This window comes from Pseudomonas sp. (assembly GCF_048269965.1).
In the GTDB taxonomy this organism is placed as follows: Bacteria; Pseudomonadota; Gammaproteobacteria; order Pseudomonadales; family Pseudomonadaceae; genus Aquipseudomonas.
This window is the reverse complement of sequence record NZ_JBLWTV010000002.1, coordinates 1-17,986: the sequence shown is the minus strand read 5'-3', so window position 1 is coordinate 17,986 and position 17,986 is coordinate 1. Positions and strand designations below refer to the sequence as shown.

18 protein-coding genes are annotated in these 17,986 nt (G+C 63.2%); 13 read left to right on the top strand and 5 right to left on the bottom strand.

What is annotated here, in order from left to right; genetic code table 11:
• Positions 1 to 24: 24 nt before the first annotated feature.
• Both ACN0X6_RS02355 and ACN0X6_RS02350 read left to right on the top strand, forming a co-directional pair.
• Positions 25 to 1,038, top strand: coding sequence for a GNAT family N-acetyltransferase (locus ACN0X6_RS02355; RefSeq protein WP_417701769.1), 1,014 nt, complete (start codon positions 25 to 27; stop codon positions 1,036 to 1,038).
• On the top strand, positions 1,035 to 2,060 hold the full coding sequence (locus ACN0X6_RS02350; RefSeq protein WP_417701767.1) for a Rieske 2Fe-2S domain-containing protein: 1,026 nt from the start codon (positions 1,035 to 1,037) through the stop codon (positions 2,058 to 2,060). Before ACN0X6_RS02355 ends, ACN0X6_RS02350 begins: the two co-directional genes overlap by 4 nt.
• Before the next feature lie 43 nt (positions 2,061 to 2,103).
• Here ACN0X6_RS02350 and ACN0X6_RS02345 read toward each other — a convergent pair whose 3' ends face one another.
• The 3 genes from ACN0X6_RS02345 to ACN0X6_RS02335 are packed head-to-tail and all read right to left on the bottom strand — an operon-like array spanning position 2,104 to position 4,207.
• Positions 2,104 to 2,991 carry a lysophospholipid acyltransferase gene (locus ACN0X6_RS02345; RefSeq protein ID WP_417701765.1) on the bottom strand — a complete coding sequence of 296 codons (888 nt, stop codon included), beginning with the start codon at positions 2,989 to 2,991 and terminating at the stop codon, positions 2,104 to 2,106.
• Positions 2,992 to 3,047: 56 nt separating this feature from the next.
• On the bottom strand, positions 3,048 to 3,656 hold the full coding sequence (locus ACN0X6_RS02340) for a pyridoxamine 5'-phosphate oxidase family protein (RefSeq protein WP_417701763.1): 609 nt from the start codon (positions 3,654 to 3,656) through the stop codon (positions 3,048 to 3,050).
• The gene (locus ACN0X6_RS02335) at positions 3,653 to 4,207 is read right to left on the bottom strand and encodes a DNA-3-methyladenine glycosylase I (protein WP_417701762.1); all 555 of its coding nucleotides are present in this window, start codon (positions 4,205 to 4,207) and stop codon (positions 3,653 to 3,655) included. The genes ACN0X6_RS02340 and ACN0X6_RS02335 overlap by 4 nt, the downstream gene beginning before the upstream one ends.
• 172 nt (positions 4,208 to 4,379) lie before the next feature.
• On the opposite strand from ACN0X6_RS02335, the gene glyQ reads away from it, so the two are divergent.
• The 11 genes from glyQ to ACN0X6_RS02280 all read left to right on the top strand — a co-directional run bounded on the left by glyQ (position 4,380) and on the right by ACN0X6_RS02280 (position 15,946).
• Positions 4,380 to 5,327: a glycine--tRNA ligase subunit alpha gene (gene glyQ / locus ACN0X6_RS02330; protein ID WP_037001019.1), complete on the top strand. Its 948-nt coding sequence runs from the start codon at positions 4,380 to 4,382 to the stop codon at positions 5,325 to 5,327.
• Positions 5,324 to 7,378, top strand: a complete 2,055-nt coding sequence (glyS, locus tag ACN0X6_RS02325) for a glycine--tRNA ligase subunit beta (RefSeq protein WP_417701760.1) — start codon at positions 5,324 to 5,326, stop codon at positions 7,376 to 7,378. Before glyQ ends, glyS begins: the two co-directional genes overlap by 4 nt.
• A gap of 81 nt (positions 7,379 to 7,459) precedes the next feature.
• The gene (gene gmhB, locus ACN0X6_RS02320; RefSeq protein ID WP_417701758.1) at positions 7,460 to 7,990 is read left to right on the top strand and encodes a D-glycero-beta-D-manno-heptose 1,7-bisphosphate 7-phosphatase; all 531 of its coding nucleotides are present in this window, start codon (positions 7,460 to 7,462) and stop codon (positions 7,988 to 7,990) included.
• A gap of 13 nt (positions 7,991 to 8,003) precedes the next feature.
• Entirely contained in the window at positions 8,004 to 8,771 is a 768-nt protein-coding gene (locus tag ACN0X6_RS02315) for a lysophospholipid acyltransferase family protein (RefSeq protein ID WP_417701757.1), read from the top strand.
• A gap of 243 nt (positions 8,772 to 9,014) precedes the next feature.
• Positions 9,015 to 9,620 carry a CDP-alcohol phosphatidyltransferase family protein gene (locus ACN0X6_RS02310; protein WP_417701755.1) on the top strand — a complete coding sequence of 202 codons (606 nt, stop codon included), beginning with the start codon at positions 9,015 to 9,017 and terminating at the stop codon, positions 9,618 to 9,620.
• A gap of 26 nt (positions 9,621 to 9,646) precedes the next feature.
• Positions 9,647 to 11,401 carry a bifunctional alpha/beta hydrolase/class I SAM-dependent methyltransferase gene (locus tag ACN0X6_RS02305; protein ID WP_417701753.1) on the top strand — a complete coding sequence of 585 codons (1,755 nt, stop codon included), beginning with the start codon at positions 9,647 to 9,649 and terminating at the stop codon, positions 11,399 to 11,401.
• Positions 11,401 to 12,738, top strand: a complete 1,338-nt coding sequence (locus tag ACN0X6_RS02300; RefSeq protein ID WP_417701751.1) for a phosphatase PAP2/dual specificity phosphatase family protein — start codon at positions 11,401 to 11,403, stop codon at positions 12,736 to 12,738. The genes ACN0X6_RS02305 and ACN0X6_RS02300 overlap by 1 nt, the downstream gene beginning before the upstream one ends.
• Positions 12,728 to 13,162, top strand: coding sequence for a hypothetical protein (locus ACN0X6_RS02295; protein WP_417701749.1), 435 nt, complete (start codon positions 12,728 to 12,730; stop codon positions 13,160 to 13,162). The genes ACN0X6_RS02300 and ACN0X6_RS02295 overlap by 11 nt, the downstream gene beginning before the upstream one ends.
• A 9-nt stretch (positions 13,163 to 13,171) precedes the next feature.
• Positions 13,172 to 13,792: a lysophospholipid acyltransferase family protein gene (locus ACN0X6_RS02290; RefSeq protein ID WP_074677272.1), complete on the top strand. Its 621-nt coding sequence runs from the start codon at positions 13,172 to 13,174 to the stop codon at positions 13,790 to 13,792.
• A 1-nt stretch (position 13,793) separates the two neighbouring features.
• The gene (locus ACN0X6_RS02285) at positions 13,794 to 14,726 is read left to right on the top strand and encodes a phosphatidate cytidylyltransferase (RefSeq protein WP_417701748.1); all 933 of its coding nucleotides are present in this window, start codon (positions 13,794 to 13,796) and stop codon (positions 14,724 to 14,726) included.
• Between the two features lie 68 nt (positions 14,727 to 14,794).
• The gene (locus tag ACN0X6_RS02280) at positions 14,795 to 15,946 is read left to right on the top strand and encodes a GGDEF domain-containing protein (protein ID WP_417701747.1); all 1,152 of its coding nucleotides are present in this window, start codon (positions 14,795 to 14,797) and stop codon (positions 15,944 to 15,946) included.
• A gap of 521 nt (positions 15,947 to 16,467) precedes the next feature.
• On the opposite strand, the gene ACN0X6_RS02275 is transcribed toward ACN0X6_RS02280, so the two are convergent.
• A complete protein-coding gene (locus ACN0X6_RS02275; protein ID WP_417701745.1) occupies positions 16,468 to 16,902 on the bottom strand; it encodes a hypothetical protein in 435 nt (144 codons plus the stop codon).
• Positions 16,903 to 17,175: 273 nt separating this feature from the next.
• Entirely contained in the window at positions 17,176 to 17,646 is a 471-nt protein-coding gene (locus tag ACN0X6_RS02270) for an SMI1/KNR4 family protein (protein WP_417701744.1), read from the bottom strand.
• Between the last annotated feature and the right edge of the window lie 340 nt (positions 17,647 to 17,986).

The following is a 17,986-nucleotide window of genomic DNA, read 5'->3' as shown; positions in this document are numbered from 1 at the left end:
CGGCAACCGGCCTGCGAACTGCAGTTGCTCGAGCTCGGCCAGTGGCAGATGCCGGTATCGATCAACCACGGCGGCGAGCGGGCCGACAATTGCTATGTGGTCTCGCCCCTGACCGCCTACAGCGGCTACGCCCGCGACGAATTGCAGCGCCTGCCCAGCCGGCTGCTTGCACACCTGCTGAAACCGCTGGTCGCGAGCGTCGAATACCTGCTCAGGAGCGCCCGCATCGATCGCATCGTGCAGGTCAACAACTGGCTGCTGTCGACCAACCTGTATCCCTCGGACTGGCAAGGCCAGGGCCTGGATGAGCTGACAGTGCAGCTGCGCCAGCGTTTTCCGAGCCATGCCTTCGGCTTTCGCTCGCTCAACCCGGCCAGCAACGCCGTATTGCTGAAACGGCTTGATGCACTCGGCTATCTCGCCGTGCCGAGCCGCCAGGTCTATCTGTTCGATGGCCGCGAGGGCGCCGACAGCGCTTATCTGCGTCACCACAATTGCCGGCTCGATGCGACGCTGTTGCGCCGCAGCGGTTACCAGGTGGATACGGGCGAAACCCTGACACAGGCTGAGTTCGAGCGTATCGAAGCGCTCTACGACCTGCTCTATCTGGACAAATACAGCGTCCTGAATCCGCACTACAGCGCAGCCTGGCTGGAGCAGGGCCACCGTGATGGCTGGCTCGAACTGCGCGTGCTGCGCACGGAAAGCGGTCGTATCGATGGGGTCGTCGGCTGGTTCGCCAGCGACACCGTGCTCAGCGCGCCCATCGTCGGCTATGACACCGCACTGCCACAGCGTGCCGGGCTCTATCGTCAATTAACCCGGCTGTGCCTCGAAGAGGCGGCCACACGCCGCATGCTGCTCAACTTCAGCTCCGGGGCAGCGCACTTCAAGCGCTTGCGCGGCGGCCAGCCACAGATCGAATACAGCATGCTGCATATCGCTCACCTGCCGCTGCGCCAGCGCCTGGTCTGGCGCACCCTGGCCGCACTCCTGCAGGGGCTGGGTGTGCCGCTGATGAGGAAGCTGAAACTATGAACCCGACCGACCAGCCGCTGGCCTACTGGTGGCCGTTGGCGACAAGCCAGCAGCTCGGCGCGGGCCAACCGTTGGCGCGCGTGCTGCACGGCCGGCCGCTGGTCCTGTTCCGCGAGCGCGACGGGCGGCCTGCGGCACTGCCGGATCGATGCCCGCATCGCTTCGCTCCGCTCAGCGCCGGCTGCGTGCGCGACGGCGCAGTCGAGTGCCCCTACCACGGCTGGCGCTTCAACGGCGCCGGTCACTGCACCCGCGCCCCGGGCAGTCTCGACGAAGGCAGCCGCGCAGCCATGCTGCAACCGCTGCAGGCACTGGATTCCCACGGCCTGATCTGGGTGCGCGACGCCAGGCTGGCGGCACCGACACTACCCTGTAGCACCCCGCAGGAAGGACTGGACCTGTTCTGGATGCACGACAAGGTCCGTTGCAGCCTGCAAGAGGCGGCGGAGAACTTCCTTGACGCCTTCCACACCCACTTCGTACACGCCGGCTGGATCCGCCGCGACAGCCAACGCCAGCGGGTGATCGCCGATATCCGTGCACTGCAAGACGGGATCGAAGCGCGTTACAGCGAGGAGCACCTGCAGACCGGGCTGATCTCCCGGCTGTTCGAAGGCAGTCGCGCAGAGAGCTTCGGCCGCTTCCGCCTGCCGGGTCAGGCGGAAATCGAATACCGCGACGCCCGTGGCCGGCTCACGCTGCTGATCACGGCCTGGCTCGTTCCCGCCGAACCCGGTCACTTGCAGGTGATCGCCCGTATTGCCACCCGCCGCGGCTGGCTACCCGGCTGGCTGAAACAGCTACTGATACGGCCGCTATTCGGTGTAGTGCTGCGCCAGGACAAGCGCATCCTCGAGGCCGTCAGCGCAAACCAGCAGCGCTTCGCCGGATGCGCTGAGCAATGGGGTCCCGTGCAGATGCTCGACGGGCGTCAGGATCTGCTGGGCCCCTGGATTCGCCAATTGCTGCTGAAGGGACGGCTGGACGATTTCGCTGCCCGGCGGCTGGAACTGGAGCTCTAGAGCCTGGCCGCGATCGCATCAGCCAGAGATGGGCGAAACCGCTTCAGTACCACCTGGCCTCACCCTCGGGCCGCTTCTTGAAGCGCTTCATGCTCCACATGTACTGGCTCGGGTAGTTGCGTACGTAGCGCGACACCACTTCGCTCATCGCCGCCACGCCTTCTTCCACATTCTCGCTGTACATGCCTTCCGGCGCCGCTTCGAGGATCACCTTGTAGCCGCTGCCGTCCGGCAGGCGCAGCGCATGCAGGAACACGCCGACCGCCTTGCCGCCAGTGAGCATGCCGGGCACGAACTTGCTGGTCAGCGCGGTGGTGCCGAGGAAGGGCACGAAAACCCCCGACGAACGGCTCGGCTCCGGGTCGGCAGGAATGCCCACGGCGCCGCCCCTGCGTACCTCCTTGATGACGCTGAGGATGCCTTCCTTGGTCGAGGGTGCGACGCGGTTGCCCATCTGCACGCGCTGCTGCTGCAGCAGCTCGTCGACGGCCTTGAGCTTCGGCGGGCGGTAGAAAATAATCGGTTTGCACTGGTTGCAGTAGAAGTGGTTGAGCACTTCCCAGTTGCCCAGGTGGCTGGTGATGCCGACCACGCCCTTGCCCGAGGCCAGGGCCTGTTGCAGCACTTCCAGGCCTTCGACTTCGCGGACCAGCTTGAGTGACTTGTGCGCCGGCCAGATCCAGGCGCAGGCGCTTTCGGTCAGGGTCTTGCCGATGTCCTTCAGGCTTTGCCCGACCAGGTGCTCACGCTCGGCCTCGTTCAGCTCGGGGAAGCACTTGCTCAGGTTGATGCGCACCACGTCGCGCGAGCCGTTCGGCAGCTTCCACATCAGCCAGCCGATGGCATTGCCCACGGCCTGTACGGCACGCCAGGGCAGCAGTGCGAACAGGCGCAGGAAACCGACCACCAGGGCGCCCTTGAGTTTTTCCACGACAGACTCCAACCGTTTCCGCAAAGCGCCCAGTGTAACGGCCAGGGCCGAGCCAGTCAGTACAGGCTCGTCCGAAGCCTCTGCTGCAGATCGCGCTCGTAGGCCTCGACGTCGAACTCCTCATAGATACAGCGGAAGATATCGCCGGCACTCGGCAGACTGGCGCGCTCGACCTGACGCGAGGCATCCCACAGGCCGGAACGCACTGCCGCCTTGGAACACTGGAAGTAGCAGGTATCGATATGGATGCGCAGCACGCTGCGCGGCAGCTTGCCCTGCGCACGGCCCAGCTCCAGCAGCTCGGGGTCGAGGGAGATCTCGGCGCGGCCATTGATGCGCAGGCTCTCACCGACGCCGGGAATCAGAAACAGCAGCGCCACCTGCGGGTTGAGCACGATGTTGCGCAGGCTGTCGATACGGTTGTTGCCCGGGCGATCCGGCAGCAGCAGGGTCTGGTCATCGAGAATTCGCACGAAACCTGGCTCATCGCCACGCGGCGAGCAATCCAGGCCATCCGGACCCACGCTGGCCAACACCACGAAGGGCGAGGCATCGATCAGCGCGCGGTAGGGTTCGATCAGCCGCGGCAGTTCCTTGCGCCGCGAGCGTTCGTGGCTTTCGCCGTACAATTCTTGTAGTTGGTCCAGCGTGGTGATGGTGGTCATGAGCCCTTCAGTTGCGCATAGCGGTCGCAGTCGGTGGTGTGGTCCATCACCATACCCGTGGCCTGCATGAAGGCATAGCAGATGGTCGGCCCGACGAAGGTGAAACCGGCCTTCTTCAGCGCCTTGCTCATTGCCTCGGCTTCGGGCGTCACCGCCAGCATCTGGCTACGGTCGCTGAAGTGATTGATCTTCGGCACGCCGCCGACGAACGACCAGAGCAGCGTCACCGGGTCTTCCAGCTTCAGCCAGGCCTGGGCGTTCTGCCGCACGGCCTTGAGCTTGAGGCGATTGCGGATGATGCCCGGGTCCTGCATCAGCGCCTCGATCTCTTCGTCACTGAGGCGGGCCAGACGCTCAGGGTCGAACCCGTGCAGCACCTGGCGGTAGCGCTCGCGCTTCTTCAGCACGGTGATCCACGACAGGCCGGCCTGCGCGCCTTCGAGCAGCAGCATCTCGAACAGATGACCGGCATCGCGCTGCGGCACACCCCATTCCTCGTCGTGATAGGCCTGGTAGAGCGGATCGTCGGTACACCAGAAGCAGCGGGGCATGGCTGTGAACCTCGGTCAGGGTCGAAGCGGTGACTATAACGACAAAACAACTGGATATAAATACAGTCACGCTATCCGTCGGATGATGCCGATATGCCGTACCCTGCGGCCTGCGCCGAGTTTCGATATACTCTCCGGCTTTCCCTCGCAAGCCTCCACAGGTGATTTTTTCGTGAGCCAGACCAAGCCTGCCGTGCGCACCTTCCAGGACCTGATCCTGGCCCTGCAGAACTACTGGGCCGAGCAGGGCTGCGTAGTGCTGCAACCCTACGACATGGAAGTAGGTGCCGGCACCTTCCACACCGCCACCTTCCTGCGCGCCATTGGCCCGGAGACCTGGAATGCCGCCTACGTGCAGCCTTCGCGTCGCCCGACCGACGGCCGCTACGGCGAAAACCCCAACCGCCTGCAGCACTACTACCAGTTCCAGGTGGTCCTCAAGCCCAACCCGGAGAACTTCCAGGAGCTGTACCTGGGTTCGCTGAAGGCCATCGGCCTCGACCCGGAAGTGCACGACATCCGCTTCGTCGAGGACAACTGGGAGTCGCCGACCCTCGGCGCCTGGGGCCTGGGCTGGGAAATCTGGCTCAACGGCATGGAAGTCACCCAGTTCACCTACTTCCAGCAGGTCGGTGGCATCGAGTGCTACCCGGTGACCGGCGAGATCACCTACGGCCTGGAGCGCCTGGCCATGTACCTGCAGGGCGTCGACTCGGTCTACGACCTGATCTGGACCGACGGCCCGTTCGGCACCGTGACCTACGGCGACGTGTTCCACCAGAACGAGGTGGAGCAGTCCACCTACAACTTCGAGCACGCCAACGTCGAGAAGCTGTTCGAGCTGTTCGACTTCTACGAGAGCGAAGCCAACCGTCTGATCGAGCTTCAATTGCCGCTGCCGACCTACGAAATGGTGCTCAAGGCCTCGCACACCTTCAACCTGCTGGACGCCCGCCGCGCCATCTCGGTGACCGCGCGTCAGCAGTACATCCTGCGCGTGCGCACCCTGGCCCGCGCCGTCGCGCAGAGCTACCTGCAGGCGCGCGCCAAGCTCGGCTTCCCCATGGCCACCCCCGAACTGCGTGACGAAGTATTGGCCAAGCTGGAGGCGCAAGCATGAGTGCACACGATTTCCTGGTCGAACTGGGCACCGAAGAGCTGCCACCCAAAGCCCTGAAAAGCCTCGGTGAAGCCTTCCTCACCGGTATCGAGAAAGGCCTCAAGGCCGCCGGCCTGAGCTACACCGCCAGCCGCGTGTACGCCGCGCCGCGCCGCCTCGCGGTGCTGGTCGAGCAGCTCGAAGAGCAGCAGGCCGACCGCAGCATGAACCTCGACGGCCCGCCCATCCAGGCCGCCTTCGACGCCGACGGCAACCCGACCCAGGCCGCCCTGGGCTTCGCCCGCAAATGCGGCGTGGACATCGCCGAGATCGACCGCAGCGGTGCGAAACTGCGCTTCGCCCAGCACATCCCCGGCCAGCCGGCGGTCAACCTGCTGCCGACCATCGTGCAGGATTCGCTGAACGACCTGCCGATCCCGAAACGCATGCGCTGGGCCGCGCGTCGCGACGAATTCGTGCGCCCGACCCAGTGGCTGGTGATGCTCTTCGGTGACGCCGTGGTCGACTGCGAGATCCTCGCGCAGAAGGCTGGTCGCGTGTCCCGTGGCCACCGCTTCCACGCCAACCGTGACGTGCGTATCAGCGCCCCGGCCAACTACGCCGAAGACCTGCGCAGCGCCTTCGTGCTGGCCGACTTCGCCGAGCGCCGCGAGCTCATCGGCCGCCGCGTCGACGAGCTGGCCGCCGCCGAGCAGGGCACGGCCATCGTGCCGCCGGCGCTGCTGGACGAAGTCACCGCCCTGGTGGAATGGCCGGTGCCGCTGGTCTGCTCCTTCGAGGAACGCTTCCTCGAGGTGCCGCAGGAGGCGCTGATCAGCACCATGCAGGACAACCAGAAGTACTTCTGCCTGCTCGATGCGAACGGCAAGCTGCTGCCGCGCTTCATCACCGTGGCCAACGTCGAGTCCAAGGACCCGGCGCAGATCGTCTCGGGCAACGAGAAGGTCGTGCGTCCGCGCCTGACCGACGCCGAGTTCTTCTTCAAGCAGGACAAGAAGCAGAAGCTCGAAGGCTTCAACCAGCGCCTGGCCAACGTGGTGTTCCAGGCCCAGCTGGGTTCGGTATTCGAAAAGGCCCAGCGCGTCTCCGCCCTGGCCGGCTTCATCGCCCGCGAAGTCGGTGGCGACGCCCAGCGCGCCGCCCGTGCCGGCCTGCTGAGCAAGTGCGACCTGGCTACCGAGATGGTCGGCGAATTCCCCGAGATGCAGGGCATCGCCGGCTACTACTACGCGCTCAACGACGGTGAGCCGCAGGACGTCGCCCTGGCCCTGAACGAGCAGTACATGCCACGCGGTGCCGGCGCCGAACTGCCAAGCACCCTGACCGGTGCTGCCGTGGCGGTGGCCGACAAGCTCGACACCCTGGTCGGCATCTTCGGCATCGGCATGCTGCCGACCGGCTCGAAAGACCCCTACGCCCTGCGTCGCGCCGCCCTCGGCGTGCTGCGCATCCTGATCGAGAAGGGCCTGGACCTGGACCTGGCCGCTGCGGTCGACTTCGCCGTCGCCCAGTACGCCGGCAAGATCAAGACCGAAGGCCTGGCCGCCCAGGTGCTGGAGTTCATCTTCGACCGCCTGCGTGCGCGCTACGAGGACGAAGGCATCGAAGTGGCCGTGTACCAGGCGGTGCGCGCGGTGGGCCCGACCTCGCCGCTGGACTTCGACCAGCGCGTGCAGGCCGTGCAGGCCTTCCGCACACTGCCGCAGGCCGCTGCCCTGGCCGCCGCCAACAAGCGAGTGTCGAACCTGCTGAGCAAGGCCGAAGGTGGCGTCGCCGCCCAGGTCGAAGCGCACTACTTCGACAACCCCAGCGAGTTCGCCCTGCACGCCGCCATCCAGCAGGCCGACCAGGCCGTACAGCCGCTGGCCGCCGCCCGCCAGTACAACGAGGCCCTGGCCAAGCTGGCTGGCCTGCGTGAGCCGGTGGATGCCTTCTTCGAGGCGGTGCTGGTCAATGCCGAGGATGCGCGCGTGCGCGCCAACCGTTACGCCCTGCTGGCCCGCCTGCGCGGGCTGTTCCTCGGCGTGGCGGACATCTCGGTACTGGGCTGACCCCTTCTGTAGGAGCGAGCTCCGCGCGTGAAAGCGTTCGCGAGCAAAGCTCGCTCCTACGGCAGACTCTGAAACGACTGCATGAAACTACTGATCCTCGACCGCGACGGTGTCATCAACGAAGACTCCGACGCCTATATCAAGACGCTCGACGAGTGGCTGCCGATCCCTTCGTCGATCGCCGCCATCGCACGCCTGTCGAAAGCCGGTTGGACGGTGGCGGTGGCCACCAACCAGTCCGGTATCGCCCGTGGTTATTACGACCTGGCGACCCTGGAATCGATGCACGCGCGCCTGCGCGAGCTGGTGGCGGAGCAGGGCGGTGAGGTTGGCCTGATCGTTCATTGCCCGCACGGGCCGGACGATGGCTGCGAGTGCCGCAAGCCGAAACCGGGCATGCTCCGGCAGATCGCTGCGCACTACGCCACGGAACTGGCAGGAATCTGGTTCGTCGGCGATACCGGCGGTGACCTGCAGGCCGCGCTGGCCGTCGATTGTCAGCCTGTGCTGGTGAGAACCGGCAAGGGCGAACGCACCCTGGCCAAGCCGTTGCCGCCAGGAACCCTGGTATTCGATGATCTGGCGGCTGTCGCCGATCAATTGCTCTCATAAGGTGTGAAGGTTCATGGCGCTAGTGCAGGCATTCAGAGTCACGCTTTTCTACCTGCTGCTGTCGGCCAGCTCGTTCTTCTGGTGCCTGATCAGCCTGGTGGTCGCGCCGCTGCTGCCGTTCCGCCAACGCTACCGCTTCGTCGTCCAGGCCTGGTGCAACTGCGCCGTGTGGCTGGCCAAGGTGATCGTCGGTATCCGCTATGAAGTGCGCGGCCTGGAGAACATCCCGGAGCGCCCCTGTGTGATCCTCGCCAACCACCAGAGCACCTGGGAAACCTTCTTCCTCTCCGGCTTCTTCGAGCCACTGTCGCAGGTGGTCAAGCGTGAATTGCTGCGCGTGCCCTTCTTCGGCTGGGGCATGGCGCTGCTCAAGCCCATCGCCATCGACCGCAGCAACCCCAAGGCGGCGCTCAAGCAGTTGGCCAAGCAGGGCGACGAACGCCTCAAGCAGGGCGCCTGGGTGCTGGTGTTCCCCGAAGGCACGCGGATTCCGCCAGGCCAGATCGGCAAGTTCTCCCGAGGCGGCACCTCTCTGGCGGTGAATGCCGGTCTGCCAGTGCTGCCCATCGCCCACAATGCCGGTGAGTTCTGGCCGAAGGCAGGCTGGGGCAAGCGCCCGGGCACCATCCAGGTCATCATCGGCCAGCCGATGCATGCCGAGGGCGAAGGCCCGCGTGCCATCGCCGAACTCAACGAACGTGCTTTTCAGTGGGTGCGCCAGCAACAGACCGAACTGCGCGGCGAAGAGCCGCAGCTGAGTCGTCTGGGCGAGACCGCCTGAGCTGTGGATAAGCTGTGCGTCAAATGCAGTCAAAGCGCCATCACCACCCGTATCCGCCTGATTTTAATGGCGATTAAACCGCGCTAGGAAAATCCAGTGGCGGGGTATAAGTTGTGACTCAGATGTAGGGCAGGTCGTACCTGCGCTACGAATGCCGTCGATGAATCCGCTTCTACCTCGATGGGTTCACAGTCTCGCCCGCGGCAATGGCCGAAGATGGGACAAGAAAAGGAATTCGCTGCCATGCCCTCGATCTACCAGCTCAAACCGGCCTTCCAGAATCTGCTGCGCCCCGGCGTCGAACGTCTTTACGCACGCGGCGTCACCGCCAATCAGGTCACCCTGGCGGCAGCCGTCGTTTCCGCGCTGCTCGGCGCCCTGCTCGCCGCGTTCAACCACATCACCTGGCTGTTCGCCCTGATTCCGTTGTGGATGCTGCTGCGCATGGCGCTGAACGCCGTCGACGGCATGCTCGCGCGCGAGTTCGGCCAGCAATCGAAGCTCGGCGCCTACCTCAACGAACTCAGCGACGTGATCGCCGACAGCGCCTTGTATCTGCCCTTCGCCCTGCTGGCCGGCGTTTCGCCGCTGCTGGTGATTCTGGTAGTACTGCTGGCGGTGATCAGCGAGTACGCCGGCGTGCTTGGCCCGATGGTTGGCGCTTCACGTCGCTATGACGGGCCGATGGGCAAGAGTGACCGCGCCTTCTGCTTCGGCGTGCTCGGCGCTGGCGTCGCCACCGGCCTGCTTCCGGCTTTGTGGATCAACCTGCTGTTGGCCCTGATCCTCGCCTTGCTGCTCTATACGCTGTACAACCGCGTTCGCCACGGGTTGGCCGAAACGGCCTGAACCCTCTCAAGGAATAAGGAGATTCCATGCGCCCCGTACAACTTCACAGCTTTACTACACATGACGGCGTCGAGCTGAGCTATCGCCACTGGCCGGCGACAGCGCCCGGCGATGGCCCGCGCCAGGCCGTCGTGCTGTTTCATCGCGGCCATGAGCACGGTGGGCGCATGGCCCACCTGGTGGACGAACTGGAGCTGCCGCACTGCGACTTCTTCGCCTGGGATGCCCGTGGCCATGGCCTTTCGCCCGGCGTACGCGGCGACAGCCCGAGCTTCACCACCAACGTGCGTGACGTGCAGACCTTCGTCGAGCATATCGGCAGCCAGCACGGCATCGCCGAAGAGGACCTGGCGGTGGTGGCGCAAAGCGTTGGCGCGGTGATCATCTCCACCTGGGCCCACGACTACGCGCCCAAGGTGCGCTGCCTGGTACTCGCCTCGCCGGCGTTCAAGGTCAAGCTCTACGTGCCCTTCGCCCGCCCCGGCTTGAAGCTGCTGCACACCCTGCGCGGCAACTTCTTCGTCAACAGTTACGTCAAGGCGCGGTTCCTCAGCCACGATCCCGAGCGTATCGCCTCCTTCGAGAACGACTCGCTGATCGCCCGGCCAATTTCGGTGACCATGCTGCTCGGTCTGTACGAGGCGGCCGACCGTATCGTCGCCGACGCCCAGGCGATTCAGGTGCCGACCCAGTTGCTGATCTCCGGTGCCGACTTCGTCGTCCACCGCAAGCCGCAGGAAGACTTCTTCGCGCGCCTCGGCAGTCTGCGCAAGGAAAAACACCTGCTCCCGGGTTTCTTCCATGACACCCTTGGTGAACGTGACCGCGCCCATGCCCTGAGCCGCGCGCGGCGCTTCATCCTGCGCAATTTCGAGGAGCCGGTCGCACGCCCCTCGCTGCTCGATGCCGATCGCCTGGGCGCCACCTGCGCCGAGGCCGAAGAGCTGGCCGCACCGCTGCCCAAACACTCGCTGCGTGACCTCTACTGGCGCGCCACCCGCGCGGGCATGCGCCTGGGCAGCAGTGTGTCGGCCGGGGTGAAGCTGGGCTTCGACACCGGCTTCGATTCCGGCAGCACGCTCGATTATGTCTACCGCAACCAGCCCACCGGCAAGGGCACACTGGGCCGACTCATCGACCAGAACTACCTGGATTCCATCGGCTGGCGTGGCATCCGCCAGCGCAAGCTGCATGCCGAGGAGCTGCTGCGCCTGGCCATGAGCAGACTGCGCGAGGCGAACAGCGCGGTGCGCATCGTCGATATCGCCGCCGGCCACGGCCGCTACATCCTCGAATCGCTGGAAGGCCAGCAGCAGCGGCCCGACTCGATCCTGCTGCGCGACTACAGCGACATCAACGTGCGCGACGGCAATGCCCTGATCGCGCAGAAGGGCCTGGGCGATATCGCCCGTTTCGTCAAAGGCGATGCCTTCGACCGTGACGACCTCGCCGCACTCGACCCGAAACCGACCCTGGCGGTGGTCTCCGGCCTGTACGAACTGTTCGGCAGCAACCAGATGGTCGGCGACTCGCTGGCCGGCCTGGCGGCGGCAGTCGAGGAGGGCGGTTATCTGGTCTACACCGGCCAGCCCTGGCACCCGCAGCTGGAGCTGATCGCCCGCGCCCTGACCAGCCACCGCGACGGCCAGGCCTGGGTCATGCGTCGGCGCAGCCAGGCGGAGATGGATCAGTTGGTCGAAGCCGCCGGCTTTCGCAAGGTGGCGCAGCGCATCGACCAATGGGGCATCTTCAGTGTGTCCCTGGCACAACGGGTGAAGTGATGGAGCACGCCCGCGAACAAGGATTGTGGAAGCGCGGCGTACTCTGGCTGCTGCTGCTCGGCCCGCTGTTCTTCGCCAGTTACGGCTTCGCCAACTGGTTCAGCGGGCAGCGCGATGATGTCGGCAGCCTGGTCTTCGCCTGGGAGCCGCAGATACCGCTGTGGCCCTGGAGCATCGTCCCGTACTGGTCGATCGACCTGCTCTATGGTTTGTCCTTCCTGCTGCCGGCCTGCCGCCGCGAAATGGATCGCCACGCTCTGCGCCTGCTTGCCGCACAGGTGATCTGCGTCGCCTGCTTCCTGCTCTGGCCACTGCGCTTCACCTTCGAACGACCCGCGCTGGACGGCACCTTCGGCCTGATGTTCGACGTACTGATGGGCTTCGACAAACCCTTCAACCAGGCGCCGTCGCTGCATATCACCCTGCTGGTGATCATCTGGGCGATGTTCGCCAATCACACGCGCGGCCCGTTCTGGCGTGGCCTGCTGCACGGGTGGATGGCGCTGATCGGCATTTCCGTGCTGACCACCTGGCAGCACCACTTCATCGACGTGCCCACCGGGGCGCTGGCCGGTTTCCTCTGCCTGTGGCTGTTGCCGCTGCAGGGCGATACGCCGCTGAAGCAGCTACGCCTGGCCAGCGATCCGCGCCGTTGGCGCCTGGCACTGCGCTACGGGCTTGGCGCAACGCTGAGCGCCGTGCTCGCGGTCAAGCTGGGCGGTGCCTGGCTGTGGCTGCTCTGGCCGGCCGTGGCCCTGGCGCTGGTTGCGCTCAACTACCTGCTGTTCGGTGCTGGCGGCTTCCAGAAACAAGCCAATGGGCGTCTCAGCCCGGCCGCCACGGCGTTGCTCGCCCCCTATCTGCTCGGCGCCTGGATCAACTCGCGGCTGTGGACGCTTCGCCAGCCTGCGCCCAGTCAGGTGGTGGAAGGCATTCATCTCGGTCGCCTGCCCGCCGCAGGCGATCTCGATGGATTTACCGCCCTGGTCGACCTCTGCGCCGAGCTGCCGCTGCTGCATACGCCGCAGCACTACTGCAGCCTGCCGTCACTGGACCTGGTGGTGCCGGATGCGCTGACCTGCCAACGCGCCGCCGAGGCCATAGAGCGTCTGCGTCATGAGGGCCCGTTGCTGGTGTGCTGCGCCCTCGGTTATTCGCGCAGTGCCACCGCCGTGGCGGCCTGGCTGCTGCACAGTGGCCGCTGCCAGAGCGTGGAAGCGGCCGTGGCGCTGATCCGCCAGGCGCGGTCGCAGATCGTGCTTGGCCCGCAGCACCTGGCCGCACTGCAGGGCATGCTCGATGCCGGGCCCAGACTGGAGGTCGCTCATGCAGGCTGATCTGCTGCTGGTCGCGGCACTGCTGCGACGGGGGCGCAGCCTCGATCATTGCTCCGGCGCGCTGAGCCTGCTCGCCGTGCTCTTCGGCCTGGCGCCTTGGCTGGGTGCGCCATCCAGCCTGACCCTGGCGCTGCTCTGCGCCGCGCTGCTGATCACCGGACTGGCCGAGAAATACTGGGCGCTGCGCGTGGCGCTGGACGCCGAACTCTTTCAACGTCTGGCCCAGGCCGGTGAACAGCTCGACAGCCAGACCCATGCGCTGGATCAGGCACTACAGAATCTGGGCCTGCAGAATGCACAGCAGGCTGGCCGCAGCTGGAGCCTTCGCTCTCAGGGCGCACTCGGCCTGCTACGCAAACAGGCGCTGTGCCTGCTGCTACAGATCGTCATCGTCGTACTCGGGATCTTCATCGTTTTCGCTTAAGGAGTCGCCATGCTCGCTGCATTGACCGCTTTCGCCATCACCTCGGCAGCTCGCCTGCTGACCGGCGCACGAGCCCTATGGCTCGGCAGCACCGCGCAGGCAACGCAACGCCTGTACTACGCCAACCACAGTAGCCATGGCGATTTCGTCCTGCTCTGGGCCTCGCTGCCGCCGGAACTGCGCAAACGCACCCGACCGGTGGCCGGCGCCGACTACTGGCAGAAGCCGGGCGTACGCAGCTTCCTGATCAACAAGGTATTCAACGGCGTATTGGTCGACCGCGAGCGCAAGGAAGGCGCCAACCCGCTGCAAGCGATGCTCGACGCGCTGGACGGCGGCGACTCGCTGATCATCTTCCCCGAGGGCACGCGCAACCTCGGCGACGAGCCGCTGCTGCCCTTCAAGAGCGGCCTTTATCACCTGGCTCAGGCGCGCCCGGACGTGGAGCTGGTGCCGGTGTGGATCGCCAACCTCAACCGGGTGATGCCCAAGGGCAGGGCGCTACCGCTGCCGCTGCTGTGCACACTGAGCTTTGGCGCTGCGCTGGAGCCCATCGAGGGGGAAGGCAAGGACGCCTTCCTGGAACGCGCGCGTAACGCCCTGCTGGCACTGGCACCCGAGGAGGCCTGAGATGGATCGTAATACCCTGCTGTTATTCGCCGGTATCGGTGCCCTGCTCCTGCTGGCCAGCCTGGTCGGCTTCATCCTCAAGAAACGCAGCGGCGACCGCCCCAACCCGGTGGTCGACAACCTCAACGCGCGGATCAACGCCTGGTGGGTGATGGTGCTGGTGATCGGCATCGCCTTCCTGTTCGGCAACACCGGCGTTGTGGTGCTGTTCTACTTCGTCTCCTTCTATGCCCTGCGCGAGTTCATGACCCTGACGCCGACCCGGCGCAGCGACTACCCGGCGCTGGTGGCAGCCTTCTACTTTGCCCTGCCGATGCAGTACGTGCTGATCGCCTTCGGCTGGTACGGCCTGTTCGCCATCTTCATCCCGGTCTACCTGTTCCTGCTGCTGCCGATCCTCGCCTCGCTGGGCGGCGACACCACCCGTTACCTCGAACGTGCGGCCAAGGTGCAGTGGGGCCTGATGATCGCGGTTTACTGCATCTCCTCGGTGCCCGCCTTGCTGACCCTGGACATTCCCGGCTACGAGGGGCGCAACCTGCTGCTGATCGCCTGGCTGATCATCGTCGTGCAGCTCTCCGACGTGCTGCAGTACGTGTGCGGCAAGCTGGCCGGCAAACACAAGATCGCGCCCAACCTCTCACCCTCGAAAACCGTTGAAGGCTTTGTCGGCGGCGTGGCACTGGCCACCCTGATCGGCGCCATGCTGTGCTGGATCACTCCGTTCGCCTTCTGGCAGGCCGCACTGTTCGCCCTGCTGGTGTGCTTGCTGGGTTTTGCCGGCGGCCTGGTGATGTCGGCGATCAAGCGCGACCGTGGGGTGAAGGACTGGGGCCACATGATCGAAGGGCACGGCGGCATGCTCGACCGCCTCGATTCGGTGTGCTTCGCCGCGCCGGTGTTCTTCCATATGGTGCGCTACTGGTGGGCCTGACCTGACGCAAGTACTGGGACACAGGATTGCACTAGAGTTAAGCAACTCCTGAGAACAAGAAGGCCGACATGATCGCCCACACCCAGACCCTGTTCGGAGCCGTCGCGCTGGTCGCCGTGATCATGGGCAGTTGCCTGATCCTGGTCGGCCAGTTGCGTCACCGCGACGGCATGCTCACCACGGGTTTGGGCATGCTTTCCCACGCGCTGGCCTACATCGGCTTCACCCTGTTCGGGCAGGCTTCGATTTGGCTGACCTATGTGCTGGCCAACACCCTGCTGTCGACGGCACTGGCGTTCTACACCGTCAGCCTGCCGCTGATCCATGGTCGGCGCCCGCCCTGGCGGTTGGCCTTCGCCTTTCCGCTGCTGCTGGGCGTGCTGCTCAGCCTGCTGGTCGACACCCAGGAACCCCGCCAGTTGGTGGCCTGCCTGCTGCTGTTCACGCAATGCCTGGTGATCCTGCGCCTGAGCCGCATCCATGCCGTGGCAGGTGGCCGTGCCCATCGCATCCTGATCATTGGCGCAGGCATCAGCCTGTTCGGGCTGGGCATTCGCGTAGCGGTCATCCTCAGCGGCGCGCCGGCAGAGATGCATTACGACGTGAGCAACCTGAAGCAGACCGTATCGGTCGCCCTCGGCGCCGCCACCATCATCATGTTCTCCTTCGGCCTGGTGCTGCTGTCGCGCGAGCGTATCGAATCGGAACTGCGGCAGACCGCCCTGCGTGACACGCTTACCCGGCTGCCCAATCGCCTGGCGATACTCGAGCGACTCACCGACGAACTGGAGCGTGCTCGCCGTCAACACACACCACTGTCCATCGCCATGCTCGACCTGGATCACTTCAAGCAGATCAACGACAGCCATGGCCACCTGGTTGGCGATGACGTGCTCAGGCACTGCGCGGACCATCTTCAGCAGCGTCTGCGGCGTAACGACAGCATTGGTCGTTACGGTGGTGAGGAATTCCTGCTGATCCTGCCCGGCACCGACGCCAGCGGCGCGCTGGAGCTGGTGGATCAGCTGCGCCAATCCCTAACCCAGCACCCGGCGCCGGTTGACGGCAAGCACATCGACTTGAGCTTCAGTGCCGGTGTTTACGGGCTGACACCCGCCCTGGACGTTGACATCACCAGCATGCTGCTCAAGGCCGACGGCGCGCTCTATCGCGCCAAGCATGCCGGGCGCAATACGCAGGTACTGGCCACGGCGCAGTAAGGCAATTGCGGAAACTGGCCGGCGATGCTCGATGGAACCTCTCACCGGTCTCCCGGCAGCGTTGAACCATGCTTGGCCGCCGCGCAGCCTGACCCGATTTTTTGCAGGCAACAAAAAACCCGCCGAAGCGGGTTTTTTAATGACCTTCCGACATCCTGTCGTTTGCCATCCTGGCGCGGTCTGTCTTCCTTGACCCGGGACATCCAGTTCCCGGCAGGTGTGTGTAGATTAGCCAGCCTACGCATGCGGCGGGAGAGGCTCATTGCGCTTCGGCGTGTAAGCCTTTTGCCATAGCGGCAGACATGAGAACGATGCGTGAAGGCCTGACCCGGCTCGCGTGGCGGCAACACGATCAGCTCCCCTCTCCTATTTATGGGAGAGGGGTTGGGGGAGAGGGACGATAACACCACAGATTGTCGGTCTTACTTTTCCGAATGCAACTGCCCTCGCCTCTGAGAAAAATCGATCTAAAGCGTGGCCCGCCCCTAACTCTACAGGTCCCCTTTTCCGCGTACGGCTTACTAAATGTTTTTTGATTTGAAGAACTCGTAATATTTCTTTGGCTCTTCCTTAAAAACTCTAGCCTTGCCGAAATCAAAAGCCTTCTTGAAGTAGTTGAAGGCTGCATCATGATCGCTGAGCTCGTAATAAACTTTCCCTAGATTCATCCAAGGACCCACATCAACATCTGACTCCCTGATATCTAACTCAATAGACGCCCAATGCAGTGCGCTCTTAAAGTCTTCGAGTTGAAAAAAAGACTCATAAAAACAGCCAACCAACCAGCTGCTAATCATGGTCCACTCTATTTTAGGGCCAGGTAGAAGATTCCAAGCTTGATTATAAGCAGCCAGCGCTTTCTCGTGCGCACCTTCATCTGCCATCATATTACCTGACTCAATAACGTTGATAATTTTCTCTGCTAGGTCTGGCAGTTCTACTTCTAGATCTCTCATTTCTCACCTTAGAAATAGGTTGATTTTTCAGCAGGTCCAATAAAGCCTCCAGGATCTCTGTAAGTTTCCCCGAGACTTGCACCTTTAGAACGATTATGTGAAAAGTACTCTAGCTCATAGTTGTCTGAGTCTCGCATCCATGCACGGACCTCTTTCGACTTGGCACCGTGGAACCCACCTTTCTTGTTCCAATAGCTGACAAGCAAAAAGGGGACAGATTTATTTATTGAACCGCAATACTAGTGGCCAAAAATAAATCTGTCCCCTTTTCCTCTATTCATCGATATCTTCCTCGTCGATCAACCCTTGAACGAAGCTTGAAAAATCGGGGCAGATTACCGTTTCCGATTTTTGTTGATTGTCCTCGACACTAAGTTCTTCGTAAAAGTTGTCAACGGTAAAATAGCTGATCGCCCCGCTGTCCAAGTCCAAACAAAAATAATTCCCTCCCCAATCGTTTGCAAAAGGGAGTAATCGTGCAGGTATAACCTGCCTGCTTAGCATTGACTGATAAGTTGATAGTAGACTTGACTGAGCGCTCGAAATAGATTTAAAGACAGAAACCTCTATTGGCTCAGCGTCTGTTTCGCTGAGCCAATAGGTGCGTTCTGGTATGCCTCCATTGTATTTAAGATAGTGATCCCTAAAGGAGGCAGGTAATTTTTTCCTGATCAATCTTTCCAGGTTGTCTAAGTCAGGCGAACCAATGGCGGACTCAGTATTTGAGAAGATATTTTCTCTCATCATTAACCCCTACTTATTAACATCGGCCAGCTTTTGATCTTGGTATTTTATTGGCGAGCCACCCTTTTTTCGAGGACGCCAAAATCGATTCAGATGTTTCGTACTTTACTTTGAAATGCTTTTCATATTGCGATACTGAACCTGCAACAACAGGGGACAGACCACGATTTACGGATAAATTAATCGTGGTCTGTCCCCTATTCCTCCAATCTCTGCACCTCTTAAAGAAGAGGTATCGAACTCTATTGATACGCTAGGGGCATTGACACCCTTGAGTAGCTCTAGGGTTTTTGAGTCATTGACGCGCCATTGGGCAAAATCTAGAGGATAGACTCTTTGC

What these genes read in the sequence shown, in the direction of transcription:
- ACN0X6_RS02350 (WP_417701767.1), top strand. Translation starts at nt 1,035, where the DNA reads ATGAACCCGACCGACCAGCCGCTGGCCTACTGGTGGCCGTTGGCGACA.
- ACN0X6_RS02340 (WP_417701763.1), bottom strand. Translation starts at nt 3,656, where the DNA reads ATGACCACCATCACCACGCTGGACCAACTACAAGAATTGTACGGCGAA.
- ACN0X6_RS02335 (WP_417701762.1), bottom strand. Translation starts at nt 4,207, where the DNA reads ATGCCCCGCTGCTTCTGGTGTACCGACGATCCGCTCTACCAGGCCTAT.
- glyS (WP_417701760.1), top strand. Translation starts at nt 5,324, where the DNA reads ATGAGTGCACACGATTTCCTGGTCGAACTGGGCACCGAAGAGCTGCCA.
- gmhB (WP_417701758.1), top strand. Translation starts at nt 7,460, where the DNA reads ATGAAACTACTGATCCTCGACCGCGACGGTGTCATCAACGAAGACTCC.
- ACN0X6_RS02315 (WP_417701757.1), top strand. Translation starts at nt 8,004, where the DNA reads ATGGCGCTAGTGCAGGCATTCAGAGTCACGCTTTTCTACCTGCTGCTG.
- ACN0X6_RS02310 (WP_417701755.1), top strand. Translation starts at nt 9,015, where the DNA reads ATGCCCTCGATCTACCAGCTCAAACCGGCCTTCCAGAATCTGCTGCGC.
- ACN0X6_RS02305 (WP_417701753.1), top strand. Translation starts at nt 9,647, where the DNA reads ATGCGCCCCGTACAACTTCACAGCTTTACTACACATGACGGCGTCGAG.
- ACN0X6_RS02300 (WP_417701751.1), top strand. Translation starts at nt 11,401, where the DNA reads ATGGAGCACGCCCGCGAACAAGGATTGTGGAAGCGCGGCGTACTCTGG.
- ACN0X6_RS02295 (WP_417701749.1), top strand. Translation starts at nt 12,728, where the DNA reads ATGCAGGCTGATCTGCTGCTGGTCGCGGCACTGCTGCGACGGGGGCGC.
- ACN0X6_RS02290 (WP_074677272.1), top strand. Translation starts at nt 13,172, where the DNA reads ATGCTCGCTGCATTGACCGCTTTCGCCATCACCTCGGCAGCTCGCCTG.
- ACN0X6_RS02285 (WP_417701748.1), top strand. Translation starts at nt 13,794, where the DNA reads ATGGATCGTAATACCCTGCTGTTATTCGCCGGTATCGGTGCCCTGCTC.
- ACN0X6_RS02280 (WP_417701747.1), top strand. Translation starts at nt 14,795, where the DNA reads ATGATCGCCCACACCCAGACCCTGTTCGGAGCCGTCGCGCTGGTCGCC.
- ACN0X6_RS02275 (WP_417701745.1), bottom strand. Translation starts at nt 16,902, where the DNA reads ATGAGAGATCTAGAAGTAGAACTGCCAGACCTAGCAGAGAAAATTATC.
- ACN0X6_RS02270 (WP_417701744.1), bottom strand. Translation starts at nt 17,646, where the DNA reads ATGAGAGAAAATATCTTCTCAAATACTGAGTCCGCCATTGGTTCGCCT.